The organism is Streptomyces sp. iso_384 (assembly GCF_056172905.1).
The window spans coordinates 1,536,388-1,559,800 of record NZ_JBWBTT010000001.1 but is presented as its reverse complement, the minus strand read 5'-3'; the positions used below and the strand labels follow the sequence as shown (position 1 = coordinate 1,559,800).

Below are 23,413 nucleotides of genomic sequence, written 5' to 3'. Positions count from 1 at the left end.
GCGAACGCCTAAGGACGGCGCTCGCCCGGGGGTGCCGTATGAGGCTTTCGGGGCCTGAGGACCTCCATCAGCGCGTGCAGCCGGGGCGAGGCGGCGATCTCCTCCAGGGTGACCGGATGGCCCTCGGCGTCGGCGATCGGGAGCCGCCAGTTGGGGTACTGGTCCCAGGTGCCCGGGAGATTCTGCGGGCGGCGGTCGCCGACGGTGTCGGGGAGCCAGACGCCGGTCATCCGGGCGGGGGTGCGGAGCAGGAAGCGGTGGACGGCCCGGACGGCGGCCTCCTCGTCGCCGTCGCCCTCGGGGAGCATCCGCAGCCGGGCGAGGAGGGCCAGCCACTCGGCGGTGTCGGTGGCGTCCTCGGTCAGCTCGTCCTCCAGGGAGCGGGTGAGCAGGCCGAGGCGATGGCGCAGCGTCACATGATCGCCGGTCAGCCGGGCGGCGGTGGAGGGCAGATCGTGGGTGGTGGCGGTGGCCAGACAGTCGCGGCGCCACTTCTCCGGGGCGAGCGGGCGGCCGCCGCCGGCCCAGTCACGCTCGAACCAGAGCACCGAGGTGCCGAGCACACCGCGCCGCGCCAGCACCTCGCGGACGCCGGGCTCGACGGTGCCGAGGTCCTCGCCGACGACGGCGGCCCCGGCCCGGTGGGCCTCCAGGGCGAGGACGGCGAGCATCGCCTCGGCGTCGTACGCGACATAGGTGCCGTCGGTGGGCGGGCGGCCCTCGGGCACCCACCAGAGCCGGAACAGACCCATGACGTGGTCGATGCGCAGGGCCCCGGCCCGGGCCAGCAGCCCGCGGAGCAGGCCGCGGTAGGCGGCGTAACCGGTGGCGGCGAGGACGTCGGGGCGCCAGGGCGGCAGGCCCCAGTCCTGGCCGCGCGCGTTGAAGGCGTCGGGGGGCGCGCCGACGGACATGCTGTGGGCGAAGGCGTCCTGCTGGGCCCAGGTGTCGGCGCCGGCCGGATGCACGCCGACGGCGAGGTCGTGGACGATCCCGATACTCATCCCGGCGTCCTCGGCGGACCGCTGGGCGGCGGCGAGCTGGGTGGCGGTCAGCCAGGCGAGGCGGCAGTGGAAGTCGACCCGGTCCAGCAGCTCGGACCGGGCGCGGGCGGTTCCCGGGGATCGGGGGTCGCGCAGGGCCTCGGGCCAGGTGTGCCAGTCGGGGCCGTGCACCTCGGCGAGCGCGCACCACAGGGCGTGGTCCTCCAGCGCCGGGCCCTGCTCGGCCAGGAAGTCGCAGTAGGCGGCGCGGCGGCCGGGCGTGAGGGGCACCTCGACGACCAGCTCCAGGGCCTGGCGCTTCAGCTCCCACACGGCGTCGCGGTCGATCAGCGCGCCCTTGTTCAGCACGGCCTCGCTGAGGGCCGCGGCGTCCTGCCGGAGGTCGTCCAGGGTGGCCCGGTCGCGGACGTGGCCGTATTCGGGGATCGACTCGACGTGCAGATGGACCGGGTCGGGGAAGCGGCGCGAGGAGGGGCGGTACGGGGACGGGTCGGTGGGCCTTCCCGGAACGGCCGCGTGCAAGGGGTTGACCTGGACGAACCCGGAGCCGATGGTGCGCCCGGCCCAGCCGGCGAGGTCGGCCAGGTCGCCGAGGTCGCCCATGCCCCAGGAGCGGGCGGAGAGCAGGGAGTAGAGCTGGACCAGGAAGCCGTGCGACCGCTCGGGCGGCTGCGGGACGCGGGCCGGGGCGGCGATGAGGGTGGCCGTGGCCCGGCGGTGGTCCGGCGTACGGACGTGGATGCGGTGGACACCGTGGGGCGGCGGAATCCACCAGGCGGGCGCGGAGGCGGAGGCGCCCGGGGCCGCGGGGGGCGTGGCGGAAGCGGAACCGCTGCCTCCCTGAGGCGCGGCGGGCGCGGCGGGCTCAGCGGAAGCGGAAGCGCCGCCTCCCGGAGCCGTCACGGGCGGCCGCGTCACCGGGGCGGCGGGGGCCGCCGCCCGGGACCGCATGCTCAGCGGGGCGGGCGGGCGGCCCGAGAGGTGTCCCGGGGCCTCGGTCGGCTCCGGCTCGACCGTGACGGTCGAGCCGGGGGGCAGCCCGGCTAGGGCGGGCGGCAGGGGCTCGCCGGCCCAGACCACCACGGTCGGCGGCAGGAGGCGCGAGCGGGACTCCGCGGCGACGAGGCACTTCCGTACGTCCGCCGGAGTGCCGGCGTCGACGCCCAGCGCGGCGAGCACGGCGATGACCGTGTCGTCGGGGACGGACACCGTGACATCCGGCGACGGGGAGTAGGAGGTGGCGACACCGTGCAGTGCGGCGAGCCGGGACAAGCCCATTCAGACTCCTGGGAACTCCAAGCCCCCTGCGGTGCCGGGTGCGGTCGGCTCGCTGGTCAGAGGGGCGACGGAAGCGAGCGGAGGCTCGCTCGTGAGAGGGGTGGCATCGGCGAGCGGAGGCTCGCTGGTCAGTGGCGCGGAATCGGCGAACGAGGATTCACCGAGCAGGAGGGAGACATCGGCGAGCGGCGGACCGCTGATCAGGTGGGCGACATCGGCAAGGGGAAGTTCGCTGGTCAGCGGGGCGGATTCGGGCTGGGCGGGGACCTGTTTGGAAAGGGCGGAGAGGAGAAGCTGCGCGGCAGCGGGCATGGTGGCCTCCTGGCCATGGAGAACAGGACACAGCAGGCCTACCCAGGCCTCGCCGCGGCAGACGTGGACGTGATGCAGGCGTTATGACAACGAGCCCAACGTGCTCTGGGTCACATTCCGTTCCCTCGACTGCCACCTATGGACCGTTTTCAGCCACTCCCGTCCGCCACACCAGCCCCACCGGGCCCGAAGGTGCCGCCATTCCCGGCAAATACGACACAACGGCCACGCGCATTGACACCCTCGCGCGCGGGTGGTGGGCTCGGACCCCGCCGGGGGTCCACCGGCTGCGGGCCGAGGCGGTCGACACGGCGTTCCCGTGCCGGCAGTGGGTACGTACGGAAGGGAAGTGCGACGTGCGGATCGGGCGCAGAAGGCAGGCGACGGCCGTGGCCGCCGCCGTGATCGGCGGACTCATCGGATCCGTCTCCGTCGCTCCGGCCGCGACGGCCGCCCCCGCCGATCCCGGCCGCCCCGTGGCCGGCACGGCCGACCGCGCCGACAGCGCGCGCCCGCCGTCCGTCTGGCCCCGGCCGCAGAGCATGAAGACCACCGGGCCCGCCGTGGAGCTGGGCTCCGAGGCCACCCTCGTCGCCGCGCCGGGCTCCGATCAGTACGCCGTCGAGCAGGCCCGCTCGCTGCTGCGCGCAGCGGGCGTCACGACGCTGCACGAGAGCCTGCCCGGCGGCGGGCCCGTGGTCCGCCTCGGCGGCACGGGGGCCGGTGAGGCGCTACGGGCGCTGCGCGCTCCCGACCGGGCCGATCTGCCGTCGGGCGGCTACCGGATCGCGGTCGGCCGGGTCGCCGGACGCGCCACCGTCGCGCTGGACGGGCTCGGTGGCGACGGCCTCTTCCACGCCGTCCAGACCCTGCGGCAGCTGGTCACCGGCGGCACGGTGGCCGGCGTGACCGTACGGGACTGGCCGGGAACCGCCGTACGCGGCATGGCCGAAGGCTTTTACGGACAGCCGTGGACCCGTGAGGAGCGGCTCGCCCAGATCTCCTTCATGGGCCGCACCAAGCAGAACCGCTATCTCTACGCGGCGGGCGACGACCCCTTCCGGCTGGCGCGCTGGCGCGAGCCGTACCCGGCCGACAAGCGGGCCGACTTCCGGGCGCTGGCCGAGCGGGCGCGCGCCGAGCACGTCACGCTCGGCTGGGCGCTCTCGCCCGGTCAGGCGATGTGCATGGCCTCGGACCAGGACGTCAGGGCGCTGACCAGGAAGGTCGACGCGATGTGGGCGCTGGGCGTCCGGGTCTTCCAGCTCCAGTTCCAGGACGTCAGCTACAGCGAGTGGCACTGCGACCTGGACTCCGAGACCTTCGGCAGCGGCCCGAAGGCGGCGGCCCGCGCCCAGGCCCGGGTCGCGGGCGCCCTCGCCCGGCATCTGGAGGAGCGGCACCCGGACGCGGCCCCGCTGTCCGTGCTGCCGACGGAGTTCTACCAGGACGGGGCCACGGACTACCGCACCGCGCTGGCGGCCGAGCTGGACGACCGGGTGCAGGTGGCCTGGACCGGTGTCGGGGTGGTGCCGAAGAAGATCACCGGCGGTGAACTGGCCGGGGCCCGCGCCGCGTTCCGCCATCCGCTGGTGACGATGGACAACTACCCGGTCAACGACTACGCCCAGGACCGCATCTTCCTCGGCCCGTACACCGGCCGGGACCCCGCGGTGGCGAGCGGTTCGGCCGCGCTGCTGGCCAATGCGATGGAGCAGCCGTCCGCCTCCCGGATCCCGCTGTTCACCGCCGCCGACTTCGCCTGGAACCCGAAGGGATACGACCCCGCCGCGTCCTGGCGGGCGGCGATCGACGATCTGGCGAGCGGGGACGCGGGGGCCCGGGACGCGCTGCTGGCGCTGGCCGGGAACAGCGCGGGCTCGGTGCTCGGCGCGGAGGAGTCCGCCTACCTCCAGCCCCTGTTCGACGCCTTCTGGAACTCCCGCGCCGACGCCTCACGCCGCGACCGGGCGGCGGCCGAGCTGCGCGCGGCGTTCTCCGTGATGCGGCAGGCCCCCGAGCGGCTGAAGACCCCCGCGGAGGGCCGGCTGACCGACGAGGTGCGGCCCTGGACCGAGCAGCTGGCCCGCTACGGCCGGGCCGGTGAGCTCGTGGTGGACCTGCTCCAGGCCCAGGCCGCCGGGGACGGCGCCGCCGCCTGGCGCACCGAGCTGGCCCTGGAGCCGCTGCGCGAGGAGATCAGGGCGAGCCGGGCCACGGTCGGCAAGGGCGTGCTGGACCCGTTCCTGGACAGGGCGGCGAAGGTGGCCGCCGGGTGGAACGGCGCCGACCGCGCCTCGGGCCGGGTCACGAAGGACGCCCACAGCTATACGGTCCGGCTGGACCGGACCCGCCCGGTGGAGGCCGTCACGGCGCTCGCCGAGCCCGGGACCGCCCTCGGCGGCGCGGTCGTGGAGGCCCATGTGCCCGGCGAGGGCTGGCGGGCCCTGGGCCGGCTCTCGCCGAGCGGCTGGACCCAGACCGCCGCGAAGGGGCTGCGGGCGGACGCCGTACGGGTCACCGTGCCGGAGGCCGCCCGGAGCGCCCCGCCCTCGTATCTGAGCCCCACCCTGCCCCCGGCCCCCGCCCTCGTGACGTCCACCCCGCAGGTGCGCGCCCTGGTGCCGTGGTTCGGCGACGAGCCCGCCGCCACGCTCGACCTGACGCACGGCGAGACGGACGCGGAGATCGGCGGCGAGCCCCAGCGGGTCGCGGCGCGGCTGGCCGGGCGGCGTCCGGTCGAGGTGAAGGGCAAGCTCACCGCGAAGGCCCCGGAGGGCATCGAGGTGCGAGTCCCGAAGCAGACGACCGTGCCGCGCGGATCGCGTACGGAGGTGCCCGTGGACATCACCGTCCCGGCGGACACCCCGGCGGGCGAGTACGAGGTGCCGCTGACCTTCGGCGGCCAGGAGTCCACGCTGACCGTGCGGGCCTTCCCGCGGACCGGCGGCCCGGATCTGGCGCGTACGGCGAAGGCCTCGTCGTCCGGCGACGAGACCCCGGACTTCCCGGCCGCGGCGGCCTCCGACGGCGATCCGGAGACCCGGTGGTCCTCGCCGGTGGAGGACGGCGCCTGGTGGCAGACCGAGCTGCCGAAGCCGGTGCGGCTGGGCCAGGTCGTGCTGAGCTGGCAGGACGCGTACGCCTCCCGCTACCGCATACAGGTCTCCGCCGACGGCCGCACCTGGCGCACCGCCGCGACCGTGGCGGAGGGCCGGGGCGGGCGCGAGTCGGTCCGGATGGACGAGAAGGACGCCCGGTTCATCCGGGTGCAGGGCGAGGGCCGGGCGACCCAGTACGGCTATTCGCTCTGGTCGGTGGAGGCGTACGCGGTCGCGGACGACTGAGCGGTGACGCGGGCCCGGGAACGACGAAGGCCCGGTGACAGCAGGTCCTAGGCGGACACGCCGTCGATCCGGGCCATCACGTCGTCCGCGCCGAACGGTTGCAAGTACGGCAGCCAGCGCGGGTCGCGGTGTCCGGTCCCGATGATCCGCCAGGCCAGGCCGGTCGGCGGGGCGGGCTGATGGCGCAGCCGCCAGCCGAGCTCGGGCAGATGGCGGTCGGCCTTGACGTGGTTGCAGCGGCGGCAGGCCGCCACCACGTTGTCCCAGGCGTGCTGCCCGCCCCGGCTGCGCGGGATGACGTGGTCGACGCTGGTCGCGGCGGCCCCGCAGTACATGCAGCGCCCGCCGTCCCGGGCGAACAGCGCCCGCCTCGTCAGGGGAACGGGCCCCCGGTAGGGGACCCGGACGAAGCGCTTGAGCCGGACCACGCTGGGAGCGGGCACGGCACGGGTGGCACTGTGCAGGAAGGAGCCGGACTCCTCCAGGCAGATGGCCTTGTTTTCCAGGACGAGGACGAGCGCGCGGCGGAGCGGTACGACGCCGAGCGGCTCGTACGACGCGTTGAGAACCAGGACGTGCGGCACGGTGGATGCCTCCTTGTACGCCGGCGGCGCGTGGCTCGCGCCGGGACGATCCGATCTCAGTCTCTCCTCATGCCTGGTCAAAGCGCCACCACGTACGGGTAACGGGCCGGGAGGATTTTTCTCACCCCGGGCCCCGCGCTCCGTTCCGCGGTGCCGGACGCCAGCCTCACCAGGGCGGCCTCCCGCGCTGTGCGATCGGCCACAGCGGAGGTGTTCCCGGTGAGACCTGTCTCTCCTCGCGCGACGGCAACGATCCACTCCCCCGGCTTCGTTACTGTTGTCGACCAGCCGTCGTCCCCGTGGAGGTCCCTCTCGTGTCCCTGTCCGCCCTCTTGGCCGCAGCCCCGTCTCCCGAGCCGGGGGGCTCGCTGGACGAAGCCGCCGAACACGCCGGGAACGCCGCGGGCTGGGTCGAGGAGAACTGGTCCACCTGGCTCAGCACCGGGTTGCGGATCCTGCTGATCGTGGCGGTCGCGATCACGCTGCGTTATCTGATCCGGCGCGCCCTGACCAACCTCATAGAGCGGATGAACCGCAGCGCCCAGGCGGTGGAGGGCACCGCGCTCGGCGGGCTGCTGGTGAACGCCGAGCGCAGACGCCAGCGCTCGGAGGCGATCGGCTCGGTGCTGCGCTCGGTGGCCTCGTTCGTGATCATGGGCACGGCCGCCCTGATGGTCCTGGGCGCCTTCAAGATCAACCTGGCGCCCCTGCTCGCCTCCGCCGGTGTCGCGGGCGTGGCGCTCGGTTTCGGCGCCCGCAACCTGGTCACGGACTTCCTCTCCGGCGTCTTCATGATCCTGGAGGACCAGTACGGGGTCGGGGACAGCATCGACGCGGGGGTGGCCTCCGGCGAGGTCATCGAGGTGGGGCTGCGCGTCACCAAGCTGCGCGGCGAGAACGGCGCGATCTGGTACGTCCGCAACGGCGAGGTGAAGCGGATCGGCAACCTCAGCCAGGGCTGGTCCACGGCCGGGGTCGACGTCACGGTACGCCCGACCGAGGACCTGGAGCAGGTCCGCAAGGCGATCACCTCGGCCGCCGAGACGATGACCAAGGAAGAGCCCTGGTCGGAGCAGCTCTGGGGCCCGGTGGAGGTGCTCGGCCTGGACGCGGTCCTGCTGGACTCCATGACGGTCCGGGTCACCGCGAAGACGATGCCGGGCAAGTCGGTGGGTGTGGAGCGCGAGCTGCGCTGGCGCATCAAGCAGGCGCTGGACGACGCGGGCATCCGCATGATCGGCGCGGTCCCGCCCCAGGCGGATGGCGAGTCCTCGGCGGACCCGGCGGCGGGCGTGGCCGCACCGTCGGCGTACGCCTCGGCGACCTCCCCGCAGTCGCTGGCGGCGACCCCGATACCGCCGCCCGCCAATCTGACCAAGTAGGCCCCTTCGCCTTTCCTACGCCCCCGGCCGCCCCCTGGACCCCAGGAAGGCGGCCGGGGGCGTCGTCGTGTCGGGTGTCGCGCCAGGTAACGCTTTGATTGCCGGACAGGGGGCACCCATTGACGCCCCGGTGACCTGCGCCCTACCGTCCTCTCAACCGAATAGGAAACTTTCCTAACAGAGTCACGGACGTGAGTTCCTGACAGAGGGCGGTGCATCCACGATGGCGGGAACCACTCCCGGCCCACCCGGCACACCGGGCACCCCGCGGGTGCTGCGGGCCATGAACGACCGGGCCGCCCTCGATCTGCTGCTGGAGCACGGGCCGCTCTCCCGGACCCGGATCGGGAAGCTGACCGGGCTCTCCAAGCCCACCGCGTCCCAGTTGCTGGCCCGGCTGGAGGCGGCCGGGCTCGTCGTCGCCACCGGGACCAGTGAGGGACGGCCCGGGCCCAACGCGCAGCTCTACACCGTGAACGCGCGGGCCGCCCATGTCGCCGGGCTCGATGTGAACGCGCGGCGCATCGTCGCCGCCGTCGCGGACGTGACCGGGCGGACCGTCGGGCGGTTCGAGCTGGCGACCCCGGGCCGGCGCGCCGACAGTGTGGTGCGGCAGGTCGCCGACGCGCTGGACGGGGCGGCGAAGGACGCCGGGCTGACCCGCGCCGACGTCCACCGGATCGTCATCGGCACCCCGGGCGCCTTCGACCCGGGCACCGGGCGGCTGCGGTACGCCTCGCATCTGCCCGGCTGGCACTCCCCCACCCTGCTGGACGAGCTGGCCGCGTTCCTGCCGATGCCGGTGGAGTACGAGAACGACGTCAACCTCGTCGCCGTGGCCGAGCAGCGCCTCGGCGCGGCCCGCGGCCACGAGGACTTCGTGCTCCTGTGGAACGAGGAGGGCCTCGGCGCCGCCCTCGTCATCAACGGCCGGCTGCACCGCGGCTTCACCGGCGGCGCGGGCGAGGTCGGCTTCCTGCCGGTGCCGGGCACCCCCCTCGTCCGCCAGGTCGTCAGGGCCAACAGCGGCGGCTTCCAGGAGCTGGCGGGCGCCCAGGCGGTGCCCCGGCTCGCGAAGGCGCTGGGCATCGACACCCCGCAGCAGCCGTACGCGAAGGTCGCCGCCGAACTGCTGACCCGGGCGACCGACGCGTACGAGCAGGACGAGGCACTCACCGAACTGCTGCGCCAGTACGCCCAGCGGCTCGCCACCGGGCTCGCCTCCGTCACCGCCGTCCTGGACCCCGGGCTGATCGTGCTCTCCGGCGAAGCGGTCGCGGCGGGCGGCGAGATCCTGCGCTCCCTGATCCAGTCCGAGCTGGCCGAGCTCGCCGCCTCCCGGCCCCGGCTGGTGGTCGGCGAGATCGACCGTGAACCCGTTCTGCGCGGCGCCCTGGAGAGGGCGCTCGCCGATACCCGCGACGAAGTGTTCGACACCTCGCGCTGAACCACCCCTTCCCGCATTCCCCCTCGTCTGCCTCTTCCCTGCCCCTGGGAGTTTTGTCATGCGCACAAGCCGTCTCACCACCACCGCTGTCGCCGTCGCCGCGATATCGGTGCTCGCCACCGCGTGTACCGGCCAGTTTGAGGCCGGCGCCTCCGACGACCCGAACGCGAAGACCACGATCAACTTCTGGCACGGCTGGAGCGCGCCCGCCGAGGTGAAGGCGGTCCAGGACAACATCGACCGGTTCGAGAAGGCCCACCCGAACATCACCGTGAAGGTCTCCGGCAACATCAACGACGACAAGCTCAACCAGGCGCTGCGCGCGGGCGGTTCGAACGGGCCCGACGTGGTCTCCTCCTTCACCACCGCCAATGTCGGCAAGTTCTGCTCGTCCGGAGCCTTCGCCGATCTGAAGCCGTTCATCGAGAAGTCCAAGCTCGATCTGGAGAAGACCTTCCCGAAGGTCCTCCTCGACTACACCCAGTTCGAGGGCAAGCGCTGCGCCCTGCCGCTGCTCACCGACGCCTACGGCCTCTACTACAACAAGGACGCCTTCAAGAAGGCCGGTATCACCGCGCCGCCCAGGACGATGTCGGAACTGGCGAGCGTGGCCGAGAAGCTGACGGTGGAGAAGGGCGACAGCTACGAGCAGCTCGGCTTCATGCCGACCTTCCACGGCTACGAGACCGTCGCCGACCACTACCTGTCCTCCTGGGACCACACGTACTTCGACGAGAACGGCAAGTCCAACATCGCCAAGGACACGGCGTTCGCGGAGATGTTCACGTACCAGAAGAAGCTCGTCGAGCAGCTCGGCGGCTACGACAAGCTGGAGAAGTACCGCGGCACCTTCGGTGACGAGTGGGGCGCCAAACACCCGTTCCACACCGGTCAGGTCGCCATGCAGCTGGACGGCGAATGGCGGCTCGGCATGGCGGAGGACGCAGACGCCGGCTTCGAGATCGGTGTCGCGCCGATGCCCGTCGCCGACGACGAGGCCGACAGCTACGGCAAGGGCTTCCTCTCCGGCACCATCGTGGGCATCGCCCCGGCCAGCAAGAAGCAGAACGCCGCCTGGGAGCTGGTCAAGTTCATGACCAGCGACACGAAGGCGGTCGTCGACTTCGCCAACGGCATCCGCAACGTGCCCTCCACCTTCGAGGCGCTGAAGTCGCCCGACCTGAAGTTCGACCCGCGGTTCAAGACCTTCCTGGACATCGCCCAGCACCCGAAGTCCAACACCCCCGACGGGGCCGTCAACGGATCGACGTACCAGCAGACGATCCAGGACTTCGGCTACCAGTACGAGAAGGGTGCGGTGAAGGACCTCCAGGCCGGTCTGGAGAAGACCGCGCAGCAGATCGACACCGACATCGCCAAGGCCAAGTAGCCCCCGATGACGACGCACACGCTCCGCTCGAAGCGCCGCAGGTCGGCGCTGCGCACGGCGGCCTTCATGTCGCCGTGGCTGATCGGGTTCTCGGTCTTCTTCGCCTACCCGATGGTCTCGACCGTCTACTTCTCCTTCACGCAGTACGACGGTTTCGGGGCGCCGGTCTTCAACGGGCTGACCAACTGGACGTATGTCTTCAGCGACTACCCGATGTTCTGGCCGTCGCTGCGGAACACGCTGTGGCTGGTGCTCGTGATGGTCACCTGCCGGGTCGTCTTCGGACTCGGCGTCGGGATGCTGATCACGAAGATCAAGACGGGTACCGGGGTCTTCCGGACCTTGTTCTATCTGCCCTATCTGGCTCCGCCGGTCGCCGCGACGCTCGCCTTCGTCTTTCTGCTCAACCCCGGTACCGGGCCGGTCAACGCGATCCTCGGGGAGTTCGGGCTGCCGACGCCGGGCTGGTTCAACGACGCCACCTGGTCCAAGCCGGCGCTCACAATGCTCGCGATCTGGGGCATCGGCGATCTGATGGTCATCTTCATGGCCTCGCTGCTGGACGTGCCGGCCGAGCAGTACGAGGCGGCCGAACTGGACGGCGCGTCCGCCTGGCAGAAGTTCCGCTTCGTGACCCTGCCGAACATCTCGCCGATCGTGCTGTTCGCCGTGGTGACGGGCGTCATCCAGGCGATGCAGTACTACACCCAGCCGCTCGTCGCCGGAAAGGTCGCCTCCGGGATCATCGGCGGCTCCGGCCAGTCCTTCGAACCCGGCTATCCCGACAAGTCGACACTGACGCTTCCGCAGCTCGTCTACAACCTGGGCTTCCAGCGCTTCGACTACGGCGCCGCCTGTGTCGTCGCCCTCGTCCTGTTCGCCCTGGCCATGGCCTTCACAGCGCTGCTCATGCGGGGCCGCAACAACCTGATCTCGGCCGGTGACTGAGCCATGACCCATCTCCTCGACAAGACCGCCGCCGTTCCTTCTGCGGCGACGCCTCGCGGCCCGCGCACGCCGGCCGCGCGCACCGCCCGCCGCAAGGCGCTGCTGCACTGGATCGCCGTGCACTCGCTCGGGATCGCCGCCGCGCTCTTCTTCGTGCTGCCGTTCGTCTTCGTGGTGCTGACCTCGCTGATGAGCGACCAGCAGGCGCTGACCCGCGACCTCACCCCGAACACCTGGGAGTGGGGCAACTACGAGCGGGTCTTCAACACCCCGGGCTTTCTGACCTGGTGGCGCAACACCCTGCTGTACGCGGGCGTCGGCACCGTCCTCACCGTGGTGTCGTCGGTCCCGGTGGCGTACGCGCTGGCGAAGTTCCGCTTCCGGGGCCGCAAACTGTCGCTGATGCTCGTCATCTCGATGATGATGCTGCCGCCGCAGGTCGTCATCATCCCGATGTACCTGTTCTGGGCCAAGCAGATGGACCTGTCCGGCACCCTGTGGCCGCTGATCATCCCGATGGCCTTCGGCGACGCGTTCTCCATCTTCCTGCTGCGGCAGTTCCTGCTGACCATTCCGAACGAGTACCTGGACGCCGCCAAGGTCGACGGCTGCGGTGAGTTCCGCACGCTGATGCGGGTCGTCCTGCCGATGGCCAAGCCGGGCATCGCGGCCATCGCCCTCTTCCAGTTCTTCGCCGCCTGGAACGACTACTTCGGACCGCAGATCTACGCCTCCGAGAACCCGGCCGCCTGGACGCTCAGTTACGGCCTCGAATCCTTCAAGGGCGCACACCACACCGACTGGAACCTGACCATGGCCGCGACCGTTCTGGTCATGGCCCCCGTGATAGCCGTCTTCTTCTTTGCCCAGAAGGCATTCGTCGAGGGCGTCACACTGACCGGAGTAAAGGGCTGACATGAAGCTCGCAGTAGTGGGTGGCGGGTCCACCTACACCCCTGAACTGATCGACGGATTCGCCCGGCTGCGGGACACGCTGCCGATCGAGGAGCTGGTGCTCGTCGATCCGGCGGCCGACCGCCTGGAGCTGGTCGGAGGTCTCGCCCGGCGGATCTTCGCCAAGCAGGACCACGCCGGGAAGATCACGACCACCACCGACCTCGACGCGGGCGTCGCCGACGCCGACGCGGTCCTGCTCCAACTGCGCGTCGGCGGACAGGCCGCGCGCAACCAGGACGAGACCTGGCCGCTGGAGTGCGGCTGCGTCGGCCAGGAGACCACCGGCGCCGGCGGCCTCGCCAAGGCGCTGCGCACCGTGCCGGTCGTCCTGGACATCGCCGAGCGGGTCCGCCGCACCAACCCGGACGCCTGGATCATCGACTTCACCAACCCGGTCGGCATCGTCACCCGGGCCCTGCTCCAGGCCGGGCACAAGGCCGTCGGTCTGTGCAACGTGGCGATCGGCTTCCAGCGGAAGTTCGCCCGGCTGCTGGAGGTGGAGCCGGGCCAGGTGCACCTCGACCACGTCGGGCTCAACCATCTGAGCTGGGAGCTGGGCGTACGCCTCGGCGGCCCGGACGGCGAGAACGTCCTGCCCAAGCTGCTCGCCGAGCACGGCGACACCATCGCCGACGACCTCCGCATGGACCGGCGGATCGTGGACCGGCTCGGGGTCGTCCCCTCCTACTACCTGCGCTACTTCTACGCCCACGACGAGGTGGTCAGGGAGCTCGGCACCAAGCCGTCCCGGGCCGCCGAGGTCGCGGCGATGGAGAAGGAACTGCTCGCGATGTACGGCGACCCGGCGCTGGACGAGAAGCCCGAGCTGCTCGCCAAGCGTGGCGGCGCGTTCTACTCCGAGGCGGCCGTGGACCTGGCGGCATCGCTGCTGGGCAACGGCGGTTCCCCGGTCCAGGTGGTCAACACGTACAACAACGGGACGCTGCCGTTCCTCCCGGACGACGCGGTGATCGAGGTCCAGGCCCGGGTCGGGCACGACGGCGCGACGCCGCTGGCCGTCCCGGCGCTGGACCCGCTGCACGCCGGTCTGATCGCCAACGTGACGGCGTACGAGGACCTCGCCCTGGAGGCCGCGCTGCGCGGTGGCCGGGACCGGGTCTTCAAGGCGCTGCTGGCCCACCCGCTGATCGGCCAGTTCGACTACGCCGAGGGCCTCACCGACCGGCTGATCGCGCACAACCGGGAGCACCTGGCGTGGGCGTGAACGTGTCGGTCGTCGCCATCGACGCGGGCAACAGCAAGACCGACGTGGCGCTGATCGGCGAGGACGGCACGGTGCTGGCCACGGCGCGCGGTGGCGGCTTCCAGCCGCCCGTGGTCGGGGTGGAGGCCGCGATCGACGTGCTGGCCGCCGTCCTGGGGCGGGCGGTCGCGGAGCTGCCGGCTCCGCCCGTCCTGTCCGGTCATGTCTCCGCGTGTCTGGCCAACGCCGATCTGCCGGTCGAGGAGGCCGAGTTGGCCGCCGCCCTGGAGGTCCGGGGATGGGGCTCCTCGGTGGAGGTGCGCAACGACACCTTCGCGATTTTGCGCGCCGGGGTGGACGAGCCCCGGGGCGTCGCGGTGGTGTGCGGGGCCGGGATCAACTGCGTGGGCATGACTCCGGACGGGCGGACCGCCCGCTTCCCCGCGATCGGGCGGATATCCGGTGACTGGGGAGGCGGTTCGGGGCTCGCGGAGGAGGCGCTGTGGTTCGCCGCGCGCGCCGAGGACGGGCGCGGTGAGCCGTCCGAGCTGGCCCGTACGCTGCCGGCCCACTTCGGGCTCGACTCGATGTACGGCCTGATCGAGGCGCTGCACCGGGGCGGGATCCCGCTGGAGCGGCGGCACGAGCTGACGCCGGTGCTCTTCGCCACGGCGGCGGGCGGCGACCCGGTGGCCGGCGCGCTGGTGGAGCGGCTGGCCGAGGAGGTGGTGGCGATGGCCTCCGTCGCGCTGAACCGGCTCGGTCTGCTGGAGGAGGAGGTTCCGGTGCTGCTGGGCGGCAGTGTGCTGGCCGCGCGCCATCCGCAGCTGAACGACCGGATCGCCGAACTCCTCGCCGCCCGCGCCCCGAAGGCCGAGGTGCGCGTCGTGTCCGAGCCGCCGGTGCTGGGCGCGGCGCTGCTGGGCCTGGACCGTACGGGCGCGGGGCCGAAGGCCCGTCGGAGGCTGCGCGCGCAGTACACCTGAGGGCCTTCGCGGTTCGCCGTGAGACAGGGAGCGTCCCCCGCGCGATGCGCGTGGGGGACGCTCCTCGTTCGTTCCTCGTACGGGTGAACGCCTGGCGCACGAGGTGCGCGAGGGAACCGATCGGGCTCCTGGAACGTGTACCTGATGGGACGTCCGTTCGCTCAGGTCCGTTCGCTTATGGGGATGTATACGGGCACGTTGCACCGCTTGCCTTGATCGGCCGCGTCCGTCCTGATCGAATGCGGTGACCGGTGAGGGGAACCGCCGTCAGTGACCGAGGGGGAGGTCGAGTGACACACCCGCCGAGCGGCGGCACACAGACGTCGCGTACGCCGGACCCGGTGTCCGTGCCCGTCGGCGTGCCCGCACAGCGCCGCACCACATGGGCCGCGCAGACCGAGCGGCTGCGCGCCGTGGCGACGACCGAGCCCGGCCGGCTCCAGATCATCGGGGCCGTCCTGGCCCTGCTGGTCGTGGCGTTCGGCGCGGTGACGACGCTGGAGATCTCCTCGCGCGCCTCCTCGGCCGACGACGTGGTCAGCCGGAGCCAGCCGCTGAGCGCCGACGCGGCGGACATCTACCGCTTCCTGGCGGACGCGGACACGACGGCGGCCAGTGGGTTCCTCGCGGGCGCGCAGGAGCCCGAGGCCGTGCACGAGCAGTATCGCAAGGACATCGAGGAGGCGGCCCGGCTGCTGGTGAAGGCGTCGGGCAGCACCGACTCCGACAGCACCTCCAGCCATGAGATAGCCACCCTCAACAAGCTGCTCCCGGTCTACACGGGCCTGATCGAGCGCGCCCGCGCCAACAACCGGCAGGGTCTGCCGTTGGGCGGCGCCTATCTCCGGTACGCGAACCAGAAGATGACCGGTGAGATGCTGCCGGCCGCCGAGCGGCTGTACGCGGCGGAGTCGGGCCGGCTGGAGACGGACTCCGCCGACGCCCGGCAGTGGCCGCTCCTCTCGCTCGGCGCGGGGATCGTGGTGCTCGGCGCCCTGGCGTGGATGCAGCGGCGCACCTACCGCCGGACGAACCGGGTGCTGAACCACGGGCTGTTGGCGGCGACGGCCGCCGCCTCGGTGGTGGTGCTCTGGCTGGCGGTGGGGCATGCGGTGGCCCGTGCGGAGCTGCGGTCGGCGATGGTGCACGGTCAGGCGTCCCTGGATGTGCTCAACGACGCCCGGATCAGCTCCCTGAAGGCGCGCGCCAACGAGAACCTCACCCTGGTGGCGCGCGGCGCGGTGCTGACCCCCGACGGCTCCGCCGACCAGTACGAGGCGGACTACACCACGGGGATGAAGGCGTTGAAGGGCCAGTTGGAGCAGGCCGGGGGGCGGGCGGACGACGAGCGCGGGAGCGCGCCGGTGGCCGACGCGACCAAGGGCGTGGCCGAGTGGCAGGTCCGCCACCGCGAGGCCCGGGCCACGGACGACCAGGGCGACTACGACGGCGCCCTGGAGCAGATCATCGGGACCGACAAGTCCACCGGGGAGTCCTTCCAGCAGGTGGACGCCGCGCTGGAGAAGGCGCTCGCCCATGAGCAGGGCGAGTTCACCTCGGCGGCGAAGGACGGGCGCGGGGCCCTGCGGGGTCTGCCGACCGGGGCCGCGGCGCTGGCGGTCCTGGGGGCCGCCGCCGTGATCGTCGGGGTCAACCGCAGGCTCTCGGAGTACCGGTGAGAGGGGCAGCGATGAGCAGGTCGAAGGACCGGCCCGGGCGCCGCGGCCTGCGCGGCTGGGGCGGTGTGACGGGAATGGCGGCGGCCTGCGCGGTCACCGCGGCGCTCACCCTGCTGCCGCTGGCCCACCACGGCGACGGGGCGGCCGGGGGCGGCACCTCGGGCGGCGGGGCGGTGACGGCCGTCCAGACGCGGGCCGAGGAGTGCACCGAGCCGGAGGCGAGCCTGCCCGCTTCGGGCGACGACGGGCCGAACATCGACACGATCAAGCAGCGCGGCAAGCTGATCGCGGGCGTCGACCAGAACAGCTTCCGCTGGGGCTACCGCAATCCGGAGAGCCGTGCGCTCGAAGGGTTCGACATCGACCTGGTGCGGGCCATCGCCAAGGACATCCTGGGCGACCCGAACGCGGTGATCTTCCGTGCGATCCCCACCAACCAGCGCATCGCCGCACTGGAGAGCGACCGGGTCGACGTCGTCGTGCGGACGATGACGATCAACTGCAAGCGTCTGGAGCAGGTCTCCTTCTCCACCGCCTACTTCCAGGCCGGGCAGCAGGTGCTCGCCCCGAAGGATTCGGCGATCACCGGCTACGACTCCTCGCTGAAGGGCAAGCGGGTCTGCTCGGCCGAGGGCTCCACGGCGTACGAGGCGCTGGAGAAGAAGTCCTTCGGGGCGCTCTACAAGGACGACTTCGACGGCACCGAACGCGACCCGGACCTGCTGACCGTGCCCAACCAGCTGGACTGCCTGGTGCGGCTCCAGCTCGGCGAGGTCGACGCGGTCGTCACGGACAACGCCCTGGCGGCCGGTCAGGCGGCGCAGGACCCGGCGGTGGAGCTCAAGGGGGAGGCCCCGTTCACCACGGAGTACTACGGCGTCGCGACGAAGAAGGGCGCGAACGACCTGGTGGCCCGGGTGAACAAGGTCCTCGTGGACTATCGCGCCGGCGGCGCGAACAGCCCCTGGATGACGTCCTACCAGGAGTGGCTGGCGGCCGGACTGCCCGGCATCAAGGGGCCGCCCGCGCCCAAGTACCGCACCGACTGACCCCGGCGCACGGCAGTACGCACCGGTCGCAGCGGGCCGGAGCAGACCGAAGCAACCGATCCCGCCGGGCCCACCGGCCCGGCGGGGAGAGCGGAGAGGTGATCGATGGGCGTCGCGGGATCCTTCCCCAGCTTCGCGGGGAGGCCGCCCGGCCCGGTCATGGACCGGGAGGAGGCGGACCGTGCGCTGGCCCGGCTCGGTGCGGAGCACGAGGCCATCGAGACCTCGCTCCTCGCGCTCCAGGACCATGCCGGCCGCCGGCTCCTGGAGGGCGCCGAGCTGACCGGCCTCACCCGGGAGCGCTGGGCCACGACCGAACAGTCGATCACCCTGCTGTGGGGGTATTTCGACGCGTACGCGGGGGCTCTGTCCGAGGCCCGGGAGATCCGTGCGCGGCGCCGCCATCCGAACCGCGAGGACCTCGTGGCCCTGACCGACCTGCTGCGGGGCGAGGCGGTCACCGTCGCCAACCCGAGTGCCGTGCCGCCGCCTTCGGTCGCGGGCCCGGCCAGGCTCTCCGAGCGGTTCTCGCTCCAGGAGCTGGTCGCCCGGATGAACGAGCTGTACGCCCGGTCCCTGGACATGGTCGTCGCCTCCGACTCCGTCTGGTCGGCGCTGCCCGCCCGGATCGATCTGCTCGCGGCCGAGCTGCACCGGACGCGTTCGCTGGCGCACTCCGTGGGGGTACGGCCCGGTGAGCATCCGGCCGGGGACGATCTGGCGGAGATCACCGAGGAGCTGACCACGCTGCGGGTGCAGGTGATCTCCGACCCGCTGGCGTTCTGGCTGCCGGGTCCGGGCAGTGCCGCGCCCGGCGGCGGCCGCCCGGACACCTCGCGCTACGACCGGGCCGCCCGCGCCCTGGAAGACGTACGGCGGGAGATCGAGGCGGTGCTCGCGGTCCGGCAGGACGCGGAGGCGCGGCTGGTGCGGCTGCGGGACGTGCTCTCGCGGGCCGACCGCACCCTGACGGAGGCCCGGGCGGCGCGCGGTGAGGTGCTGGCGAAGATCGCCGCCTCGGAGGTGCCCGCGGTCAGCGGTCCGCCGACCGCCCTCCAGGAGCGTCTGGCGGCCGCGTCCGACCACCGCAGGCACGCCCAGTGGCACCGGCTCTCGCCGCTGCTGGAGGCGCTGGAGCAGGAGGCCGAGGACGAACTGCTGCGCGCCCGCGAGTCGCTGACCTCGGTGACGGCCCCGCTGGCGGTCCGCGCGGAGCTGCGCGGCCGGCTCGACGCGTACAAGGCGAAGGTGGCCCGGCACGGCCTGGCGGAGGATCCGGTGCTGATCGAGCGGTACGACGCGGCGCGCCGGATGCTGTGGAGCGCGCCGTGCGATCTGCGCGTCGCCGAGCAGGCCGTGCTGCGCTACCAGCACGCGGTCGCCGACATGCTGACGCCGCGCCGGCCCGACGGACCGCAGGACCGGCCGGGCGCGGGCACGGGCGAGCAGCAGGGGGAGACACGATGAGTACGCAGTGCCAGCGCCCCGCGTGCGAGGGGAACTACGAGGACATGGGCGGCGGTGAGCTGTACTGCGACACCTGCGGTCTGGCGCCGGTCGTCTCGCCGACGGGCATGGTCTCCTCACCGCCCACCGGGGTCGCCGGGGGCGGCCGGGCGAGCAGCCGGGACAGCTCCTCGCAGCGCTCGGGCTCCCGCGCCTCCGCCCGGTCCTCGTCCCGTTCGTCGACCTCGCGCCGTTCGGTCTCGGGCCGGCTGTCGCGCTCGCTGTCCGGCGCGTCCGCCTCCCGTTCGGTCTCGGTGCGTTCCTCGGGCTCGACGTCGGCGACCTCGGCCCGGGGCCGGCTCGGCGTCGGCCTGGTGGAGGTCCCGGACGTGCCGCGGCCCGACCCGCGCACGGCGGTGATGGAGAACCCGGAGGTGCCGGAGCGAAAGCGGTTCTGCTCCCGTTCGGACTGCGGGGCTCCGGTGGGCCGTTCGCGCGGTGAGCGGGAGGGCCGCACCGAGGGGTTCTGCACCAAGTGCGGTCACCCGTACTCCTTCGTGCCGAAGCTGACCGGCGGCGACATCGTGCACGGCCAGTACGAGGTCGTGGGCTGTCTGGCGCACGGCGGTCTCGGCTGGGTGTATCTCGCGGTGGACCGGGCGGTCTCCGACCGCTGGGTGGTCCTCAAGGGCCTGCTGGACACCGGCGACCAGGACGCGATGGCCGCCGCGATCTCCGAGCGCCGCTTCCTCGCCGAGATCGAGCACTCCAACATCGTGCGGATCTACAACTTCGTCGAGCACCTGGACCAGCGGACCGGATCGCTCGACGGCTACATCGTGATGGAGTACGTCGGCGGCAAGGCTCTCAAGGAGATCGCCAACGAGCGCCGCACCCCGGCCGGGAAGCGTGACCCGCTGCCGGTCGAGCAGGCCTGCGCGTACGGGATCGAGGCGCTGGAGGCGCTCGGTCATCTGCACAGCCGCAACCTCCTCTACTGCGACTTCAAGGTCGACAACGCGATCCAGACCGAGGACCAGCTCAAGCTGATCGACATGGGCGCGGTGCGCCGGATGGACGACGACGAGTCGGCGATCTACGGCACGGTCGGCTACCAGGCCCCCGAGGTCGCGGAGGTCGGTCCGTCGGTCGCCTCCGATCTGTACACGGTGGCCCGGACGCTGGCGGTCCTCACCTTCGACTTCCAGGGGTACACGAACGTCTTCGTGGACTCGCTGCCGGACCCGGACACCATCGAGGTGTTCAGCACCTACGAGTCGTTCTACCGGCTGCTGGTGCGGGCCACCGACCCGGACCCGGCCCGGCGGTTCGCCTCCGCCGCGGAGATGGCCGAGCAGCTGACGGGGGTGCTGCGGGAGGTCGTGGCGCTCCAGACGGGCCGGCCCCGCCCGGCCCTGTCGACGCTGTTCGGCGCGGAACTGCGCGTGATCGACACGGAGTTGTTCGCCCGGCAGACGGACGACGTCTCGCAGCTCGGCGACCGGGACACCGGCTCCGGGCGGGGCGGGCTGCTCGGCCGCCGCAAGGGCCGTGGCCGCCCGTCGTCCGGTGTTCCGGGCCAGGGCGGCACCTGGCAGCCCCACGGCGGTACGGCACCGGCCGCGCCGGGGGCCGTGGCGACCGCGGTGGCCGGGGCGCTTCCGGTGGGCGCTCAGCCGCCCGGTCCGGCAGGCGGCCTACCGGCAGGTCCGGCGGGTTCGGCAGGTCCGGCGGGTTCGGCAGGTCCGGCGGGTCCGGCGGGTCCGGCGGGTGCCGCGCCGCTGGCGGCGCCGCCGACCCATGTCCGGGGCTCCGCGCAGGGCGGCGCGCCGCTCGCGTACGCTCCCCCGGCGCAGGTTCCGGTTCCGGCGCCCCGGGCGGCGGAGCAGGCGCAGGGCGGCCCGGCCGGACCGTATGTCGCGACCGCCCCGTACGGCCCCTTCGGGGCGACCGCCGGAGGTGTCCTGCTCGCCCTGTTCGACACCCGGGCGACCTCGCTGGCGCTGCCGGTCCCCCGGGTCGACGCGATGGACCCCAACGCCGGTTTCCTCGCCGGGCTGATGGCCTCCGCCCCGGCCGAGCTGATCACCGCGCTGCACACGGTGCCGGCCCCCTCGCTGGAGACCCGGCTGCGGGAGCTGCGGGCCCGGCTGGAGATGCGGGAGCTGGATTCGGCCGCGCGTGCGCTGACCACCCTGGAGGGTGAACACGCGGACGACTGGCGGGTCGTCTGGTATCGGGGCGTCACCTCGCTGGTGACCGGCGACCACGAGACCGCCGCGCTCTCCTTCGACGCGGTCTACGACGCGTTCCCCGGGGAGATGGCGCCCAAGCTGGCGCTCGGGATCTGCGCGGAGGTGCTGGGTCAGCTGGACAACGCCGCCGAGTACTACCGCCTGGTGTGGGCGACCGATCCGGGTTTCGTCAGCGCCGCGTTCGGCCTGGCCCGGGTGCAGGTCGCCGCCGGGGAGCGGGCCGCGGCGGCGAGCACCCTGGAGTCGGTGCCGGAGGCCTCGATCCACTACACGGCGGCCCGGGTCGCCGCCGTCCGGGCGCGGCTGCGCGAGCGTTCGCACCGGGAGCCGCTGCTGACCGATCTGACGGCCGCCGGGATCCAGGTGGCGGCGCTGGCCGCCTTCGGTCTGGACCCGGTGCGCCACGAGCAGTTGTCGACCGAGGTACTGGGCAAGGCACTGGACTGGGTACTCTCCGGTAGTCCCGGTGTCCCGGGGCTGGGCGGACCGGCCGCCGGTTCGCCGGACGCACGCAAGCTGCTCGGCGCCGAACTGAACGAGCGGGGACTGCGGTTCGGGCTGGAGCGCTCGTACCGGATGCTCGCCCGGCTCGCGCAGCGGGGCGACGAGAGGATCGAACTGGTGGAGCGGGCCAACCGTTTCCGCCCCCGGACGTGGGTGTGAAGATGTCTCAGAGCCACCAGCAGCCCGCCCTGTCGAAGTGCCCGGGCTGCGCTGAGCCGCCGGCCGCGGGCGACCTGTTCTGCGGGGCGTGCGGCTACGACCTCTCGGCTGTTCCGGCGCGCCCCGACGACCGGCCCACGATGGCGATCACCGTGCCTCCGGCCGCTCCGGCCGCCGGGGCGGTGCAGTGGCCGGCCGCCGCGGAGACCGACAGTTCGGACGTGCCCGCGCCCGTGCACCATCCGGCGGACCTGCCGGGGACGGACTCGGGCGGCAGGCCGCTGGCGGAGCCGGAGCACGGTCAGCCGGTGGCGGAGCAGGGCGAGGCATCCGAGCCGGGCGCGGCGGCCCGGCCGGGCCAGGTGGACGGGCCGGGGCCGGTGGGTGAACAGGCCTCCGGGCCGGGGCCGGTGCGCCACGACGACCGGGCGGTTCCGGGCGACGCGGCGGATTCCGGTGACTTCGCGCTGGCCGCGCCCGATCCCCGTACGGCGGAGCACGCCGCCGCGGCCGCCGCCGCTCCGGCCCCCGGGGCGAAGGTCTGTGTGGCCTGCCGCTCCGGCCGGGTGGACCCCGACGGATACTGCGAGAACTGCGGGCACGCCCAGCCGCGTGAGCGCGACCACATGGAGCAGGAGCTCGACGCGGTGGCCGCCGTCAGCGACCGGGGCCTGCGCCACCACCGCAACGAGGACTCCTTCGCGGTGTCCTCGACCGCGCTGCCCGACGGTTCGCCCGCCGTCGTCGCGATCGTCTGCGACGGCGTCTCCTCGGCGAGCCGGCCCGATGAGGCCTCCGCTGCCGCCGCAAGCGCCGCCAACGAGGCGCTGCTGGAGTCCCTGCCGCGCGGTACGCATCCGCAGCAGGCGATGCACGAGGCGATCGTCGCCGCGTCCGAGGCGGTCAACGCCCTGGCGCAGGAGCCCTCCGGGGCGATGGAGCACGACGCCCACCGCCATCAGAACGCCCCGGCCTGCACCCTGGTCGGCGCGATCGCGGCGGGCGAGCTGCTGATCGTCGGCTGGGTCGGCGACAGCCGGGTCTACTGGGTGCCGGAGGACCGTACCCGGCCGACCGCCCGGCTCACCGAGGACGACTCCTGGGCCGCGCAGATGGTGGCGGCCGGCCTGATGAACGAGGCGGAGGCGTACGCGGACGAACGCGCCCACGCCATCACCGGCTGGCTCGGCGCCGACGCGTACGAACTGGAGCCGCACACCGCCGCGTTCAAGCCGGACCGGCCCGGCCTGGTGGTCGTCTGCACGGACGGCCTGTGGAACTACGCGGAATCCGCCGAGGAGATGGCCGCCGCCGTGCCGGCCGACGCCCAGGAACGACCGCTGCACGCCGCCCAGGTGCTCGTCGGACACGCGCTCGACGGCGGGGGCCACGACAACGTAACAGTGGCACTTCTGCCGTTCGCCGTACGGCCCCAAGGGGCAGGATCGGCCTGCGAAACCGCTTAACCCTCAAGGAGCCGAC

The 23,413-nt window shown here is 72.8% G+C and carries 16 protein-coding genes; 13 read left to right on the top strand and 3 right to left on the bottom strand.

Annotated features, from left to right (window positions below; all coding sequences use genetic code 11):
* Window positions 1-8 precede the first annotated feature (8 nt).
* Together malQ and AC0VY3_RS06890 are read right to left on the bottom strand one after the other, a co-directional pair.
* On the bottom strand, window positions 9-2,282 hold the full coding sequence (gene malQ, locus AC0VY3_RS06895) for a 4-alpha-glucanotransferase (protein ID WP_475549215.1): 2,274 nt from the start codon (window positions 2,280-2,282) through the stop codon (window positions 9-11).
* Window positions 2,283-2,594, bottom strand: a complete 312-nt coding sequence (locus tag AC0VY3_RS06890; RefSeq protein WP_103507002.1) for a hypothetical protein — start codon at window positions 2,592-2,594, stop codon at window positions 2,283-2,285. It abuts the gene before it with no gap.
* A gap of 356 nt (window positions 2,595-2,950) precedes the next feature.
* On the opposite strand from AC0VY3_RS06890, the gene AC0VY3_RS06885 reads away from it, so the two are divergent.
* Complete coding sequence (locus AC0VY3_RS06885; RefSeq protein ID WP_242743047.1) at window positions 2,951-5,941, top strand: beta-N-acetylglucosaminidase domain-containing protein; 2,991 nt, start codon at window positions 2,951-2,953, stop codon at window positions 5,939-5,941.
* 47 nt (window positions 5,942-5,988) lie between these two features.
* Here the strand turns inward: AC0VY3_RS06885 and AC0VY3_RS06880 are convergent, their stop codons facing one another.
* Window positions 5,989-6,525 (bottom strand): HNH endonuclease, encoded by a 537-nt coding sequence (locus tag AC0VY3_RS06880; RefSeq protein ID WP_003969129.1) that lies wholly within the window; start codon window positions 6,523-6,525, stop codon window positions 5,989-5,991.
* 314 nt (window positions 6,526-6,839) lie between these two features.
* Between AC0VY3_RS06880 and AC0VY3_RS06875 the strand changes: the two genes are divergently transcribed.
* The 12 genes from AC0VY3_RS06875 to AC0VY3_RS06820 all read left to right on the top strand — a co-directional run bounded on the left by AC0VY3_RS06875 (window position 6,840) and on the right by AC0VY3_RS06820 (window position 23,397).
* Window positions 6,840-7,907 carry a mechanosensitive ion channel family protein gene (locus AC0VY3_RS06875; protein WP_475549214.1) on the top strand — a complete coding sequence of 356 codons (1,068 nt, stop codon included), beginning with the start codon at window positions 6,840-6,842 and terminating at the stop codon, window positions 7,905-7,907.
* A 223-nt stretch (window positions 7,908-8,130) separates the two neighbouring features.
* Complete coding sequence (locus AC0VY3_RS06870; protein ID WP_103507262.1) at window positions 8,131-9,354, top strand: ROK family transcriptional regulator; 1,224 nt, start codon at window positions 8,131-8,133, stop codon at window positions 9,352-9,354.
* 58 nt (window positions 9,355-9,412) lie between these two features.
* Window positions 9,413-10,744 (top strand): ABC transporter substrate-binding protein, encoded by a 1,332-nt coding sequence (locus AC0VY3_RS06865; protein ID WP_475549213.1) that lies wholly within the window; start codon window positions 9,413-9,415, stop codon window positions 10,742-10,744.
* Window positions 10,745-10,750: 6 nt separating this feature from the next.
* Complete coding sequence (locus AC0VY3_RS06860) at window positions 10,751-11,692, top strand: carbohydrate ABC transporter permease (RefSeq protein WP_103507260.1); 942 nt, start codon at window positions 10,751-10,753, stop codon at window positions 11,690-11,692.
* Window positions 11,693-11,695: 3 nt separating this feature from the next.
* Window positions 11,696-12,607 carry a carbohydrate ABC transporter permease gene (locus tag AC0VY3_RS06855; protein ID WP_103507259.1) on the top strand — a complete coding sequence of 304 codons (912 nt, stop codon included), beginning with the start codon at window positions 11,696-11,698 and terminating at the stop codon, window positions 12,605-12,607.
* A gap of 1 nt (window position 12,608) precedes the next feature.
* Window positions 12,609-13,874, top strand: a complete 1,266-nt coding sequence (locus AC0VY3_RS06850; protein WP_475549212.1) for a 6-phospho-beta-glucosidase — start codon at window positions 12,609-12,611, stop codon at window positions 13,872-13,874.
* Window positions 13,865-14,839 carry an N-acetylglucosamine kinase gene (locus tag AC0VY3_RS06845; RefSeq protein WP_103507257.1) on the top strand — a complete coding sequence of 325 codons (975 nt, stop codon included), beginning with the start codon at window positions 13,865-13,867 and terminating at the stop codon, window positions 14,837-14,839. The genes AC0VY3_RS06850 and AC0VY3_RS06845 overlap by 10 nt, the downstream gene beginning before the upstream one ends.
* A 290-nt stretch (window positions 14,840-15,129) precedes the next feature.
* Complete coding sequence (locus AC0VY3_RS06840; protein WP_103507256.1) at window positions 15,130-16,518, top strand: hypothetical protein; 1,389 nt, start codon at window positions 15,130-15,132, stop codon at window positions 16,516-16,518.
* 11 nt (window positions 16,519-16,529) lie between these two features.
* Window positions 16,530-17,567: a glutamate ABC transporter substrate-binding protein gene (locus AC0VY3_RS06835; protein WP_103507255.1), complete on the top strand. Its 1,038-nt coding sequence runs from the start codon at window positions 16,530-16,532 to the stop codon at window positions 17,565-17,567.
* 105 nt (window positions 17,568-17,672) lie between these two features.
* Window positions 17,673-19,034, top strand: coding sequence for a hypothetical protein (locus AC0VY3_RS06830; RefSeq protein WP_103507254.1), 1,362 nt, complete (start codon window positions 17,673-17,675; stop codon window positions 19,032-19,034).
* Window positions 19,031-21,931: a serine/threonine-protein kinase gene (locus AC0VY3_RS06825; RefSeq protein WP_475549211.1), complete on the top strand. Its 2,901-nt coding sequence runs from the start codon at window positions 19,031-19,033 to the stop codon at window positions 21,929-21,931. The genes AC0VY3_RS06830 and AC0VY3_RS06825 overlap by 4 nt, the downstream gene beginning before the upstream one ends.
* A 2-nt stretch (window positions 21,932-21,933) precedes the next feature.
* Window positions 21,934-23,397, top strand: coding sequence for a protein phosphatase 2C domain-containing protein (locus AC0VY3_RS06820; RefSeq protein ID WP_475549210.1), 1,464 nt, complete (start codon window positions 21,934-21,936; stop codon window positions 23,395-23,397).
* Window positions 23,398-23,413 lie beyond the last annotated feature (16 nt).

Coding starts and splice junctions, on each gene's coding strand:
- malQ (WP_475549215.1), bottom strand. CDS start 2,282: ATGGGCTTGTCCCGGCTCGCCGCACTGCACGGTGTCGCCACCTCCTAC.
- AC0VY3_RS06890 (WP_103507002.1), bottom strand. CDS start 2,594: ATGCCCGCTGCCGCGCAGCTTCTCCTCTCCGCCCTTTCCAAACAGGTC.
- AC0VY3_RS06870 (WP_103507262.1), top strand. CDS start 8,131: ATGGCGGGAACCACTCCCGGCCCACCCGGCACACCGGGCACCCCGCGG.
- AC0VY3_RS06865 (WP_475549213.1), top strand. CDS start 9,413: ATGCGCACAAGCCGTCTCACCACCACCGCTGTCGCCGTCGCCGCGATA.
- AC0VY3_RS06860 (WP_103507260.1), top strand. CDS start 10,751: ATGACGACGCACACGCTCCGCTCGAAGCGCCGCAGGTCGGCGCTGCGC.
- AC0VY3_RS06855 (WP_103507259.1), top strand. CDS start 11,696: ATGACCCATCTCCTCGACAAGACCGCCGCCGTTCCTTCTGCGGCGACG.
- AC0VY3_RS06850 (WP_475549212.1), top strand. CDS start 12,609: ATGAAGCTCGCAGTAGTGGGTGGCGGGTCCACCTACACCCCTGAACTG.
- AC0VY3_RS06835 (WP_103507255.1), top strand. CDS start 16,530: ATGAGCAGGTCGAAGGACCGGCCCGGGCGCCGCGGCCTGCGCGGCTGG.
- AC0VY3_RS06830 (WP_103507254.1), top strand. CDS start 17,673: ATGGGCGTCGCGGGATCCTTCCCCAGCTTCGCGGGGAGGCCGCCCGGC.
- AC0VY3_RS06825 (WP_475549211.1), top strand. CDS start 19,031: ATGAGTACGCAGTGCCAGCGCCCCGCGTGCGAGGGGAACTACGAGGAC.
- AC0VY3_RS06820 (WP_475549210.1), top strand. CDS start 21,934: ATGTCTCAGAGCCACCAGCAGCCCGCCCTGTCGAAGTGCCCGGGCTGC.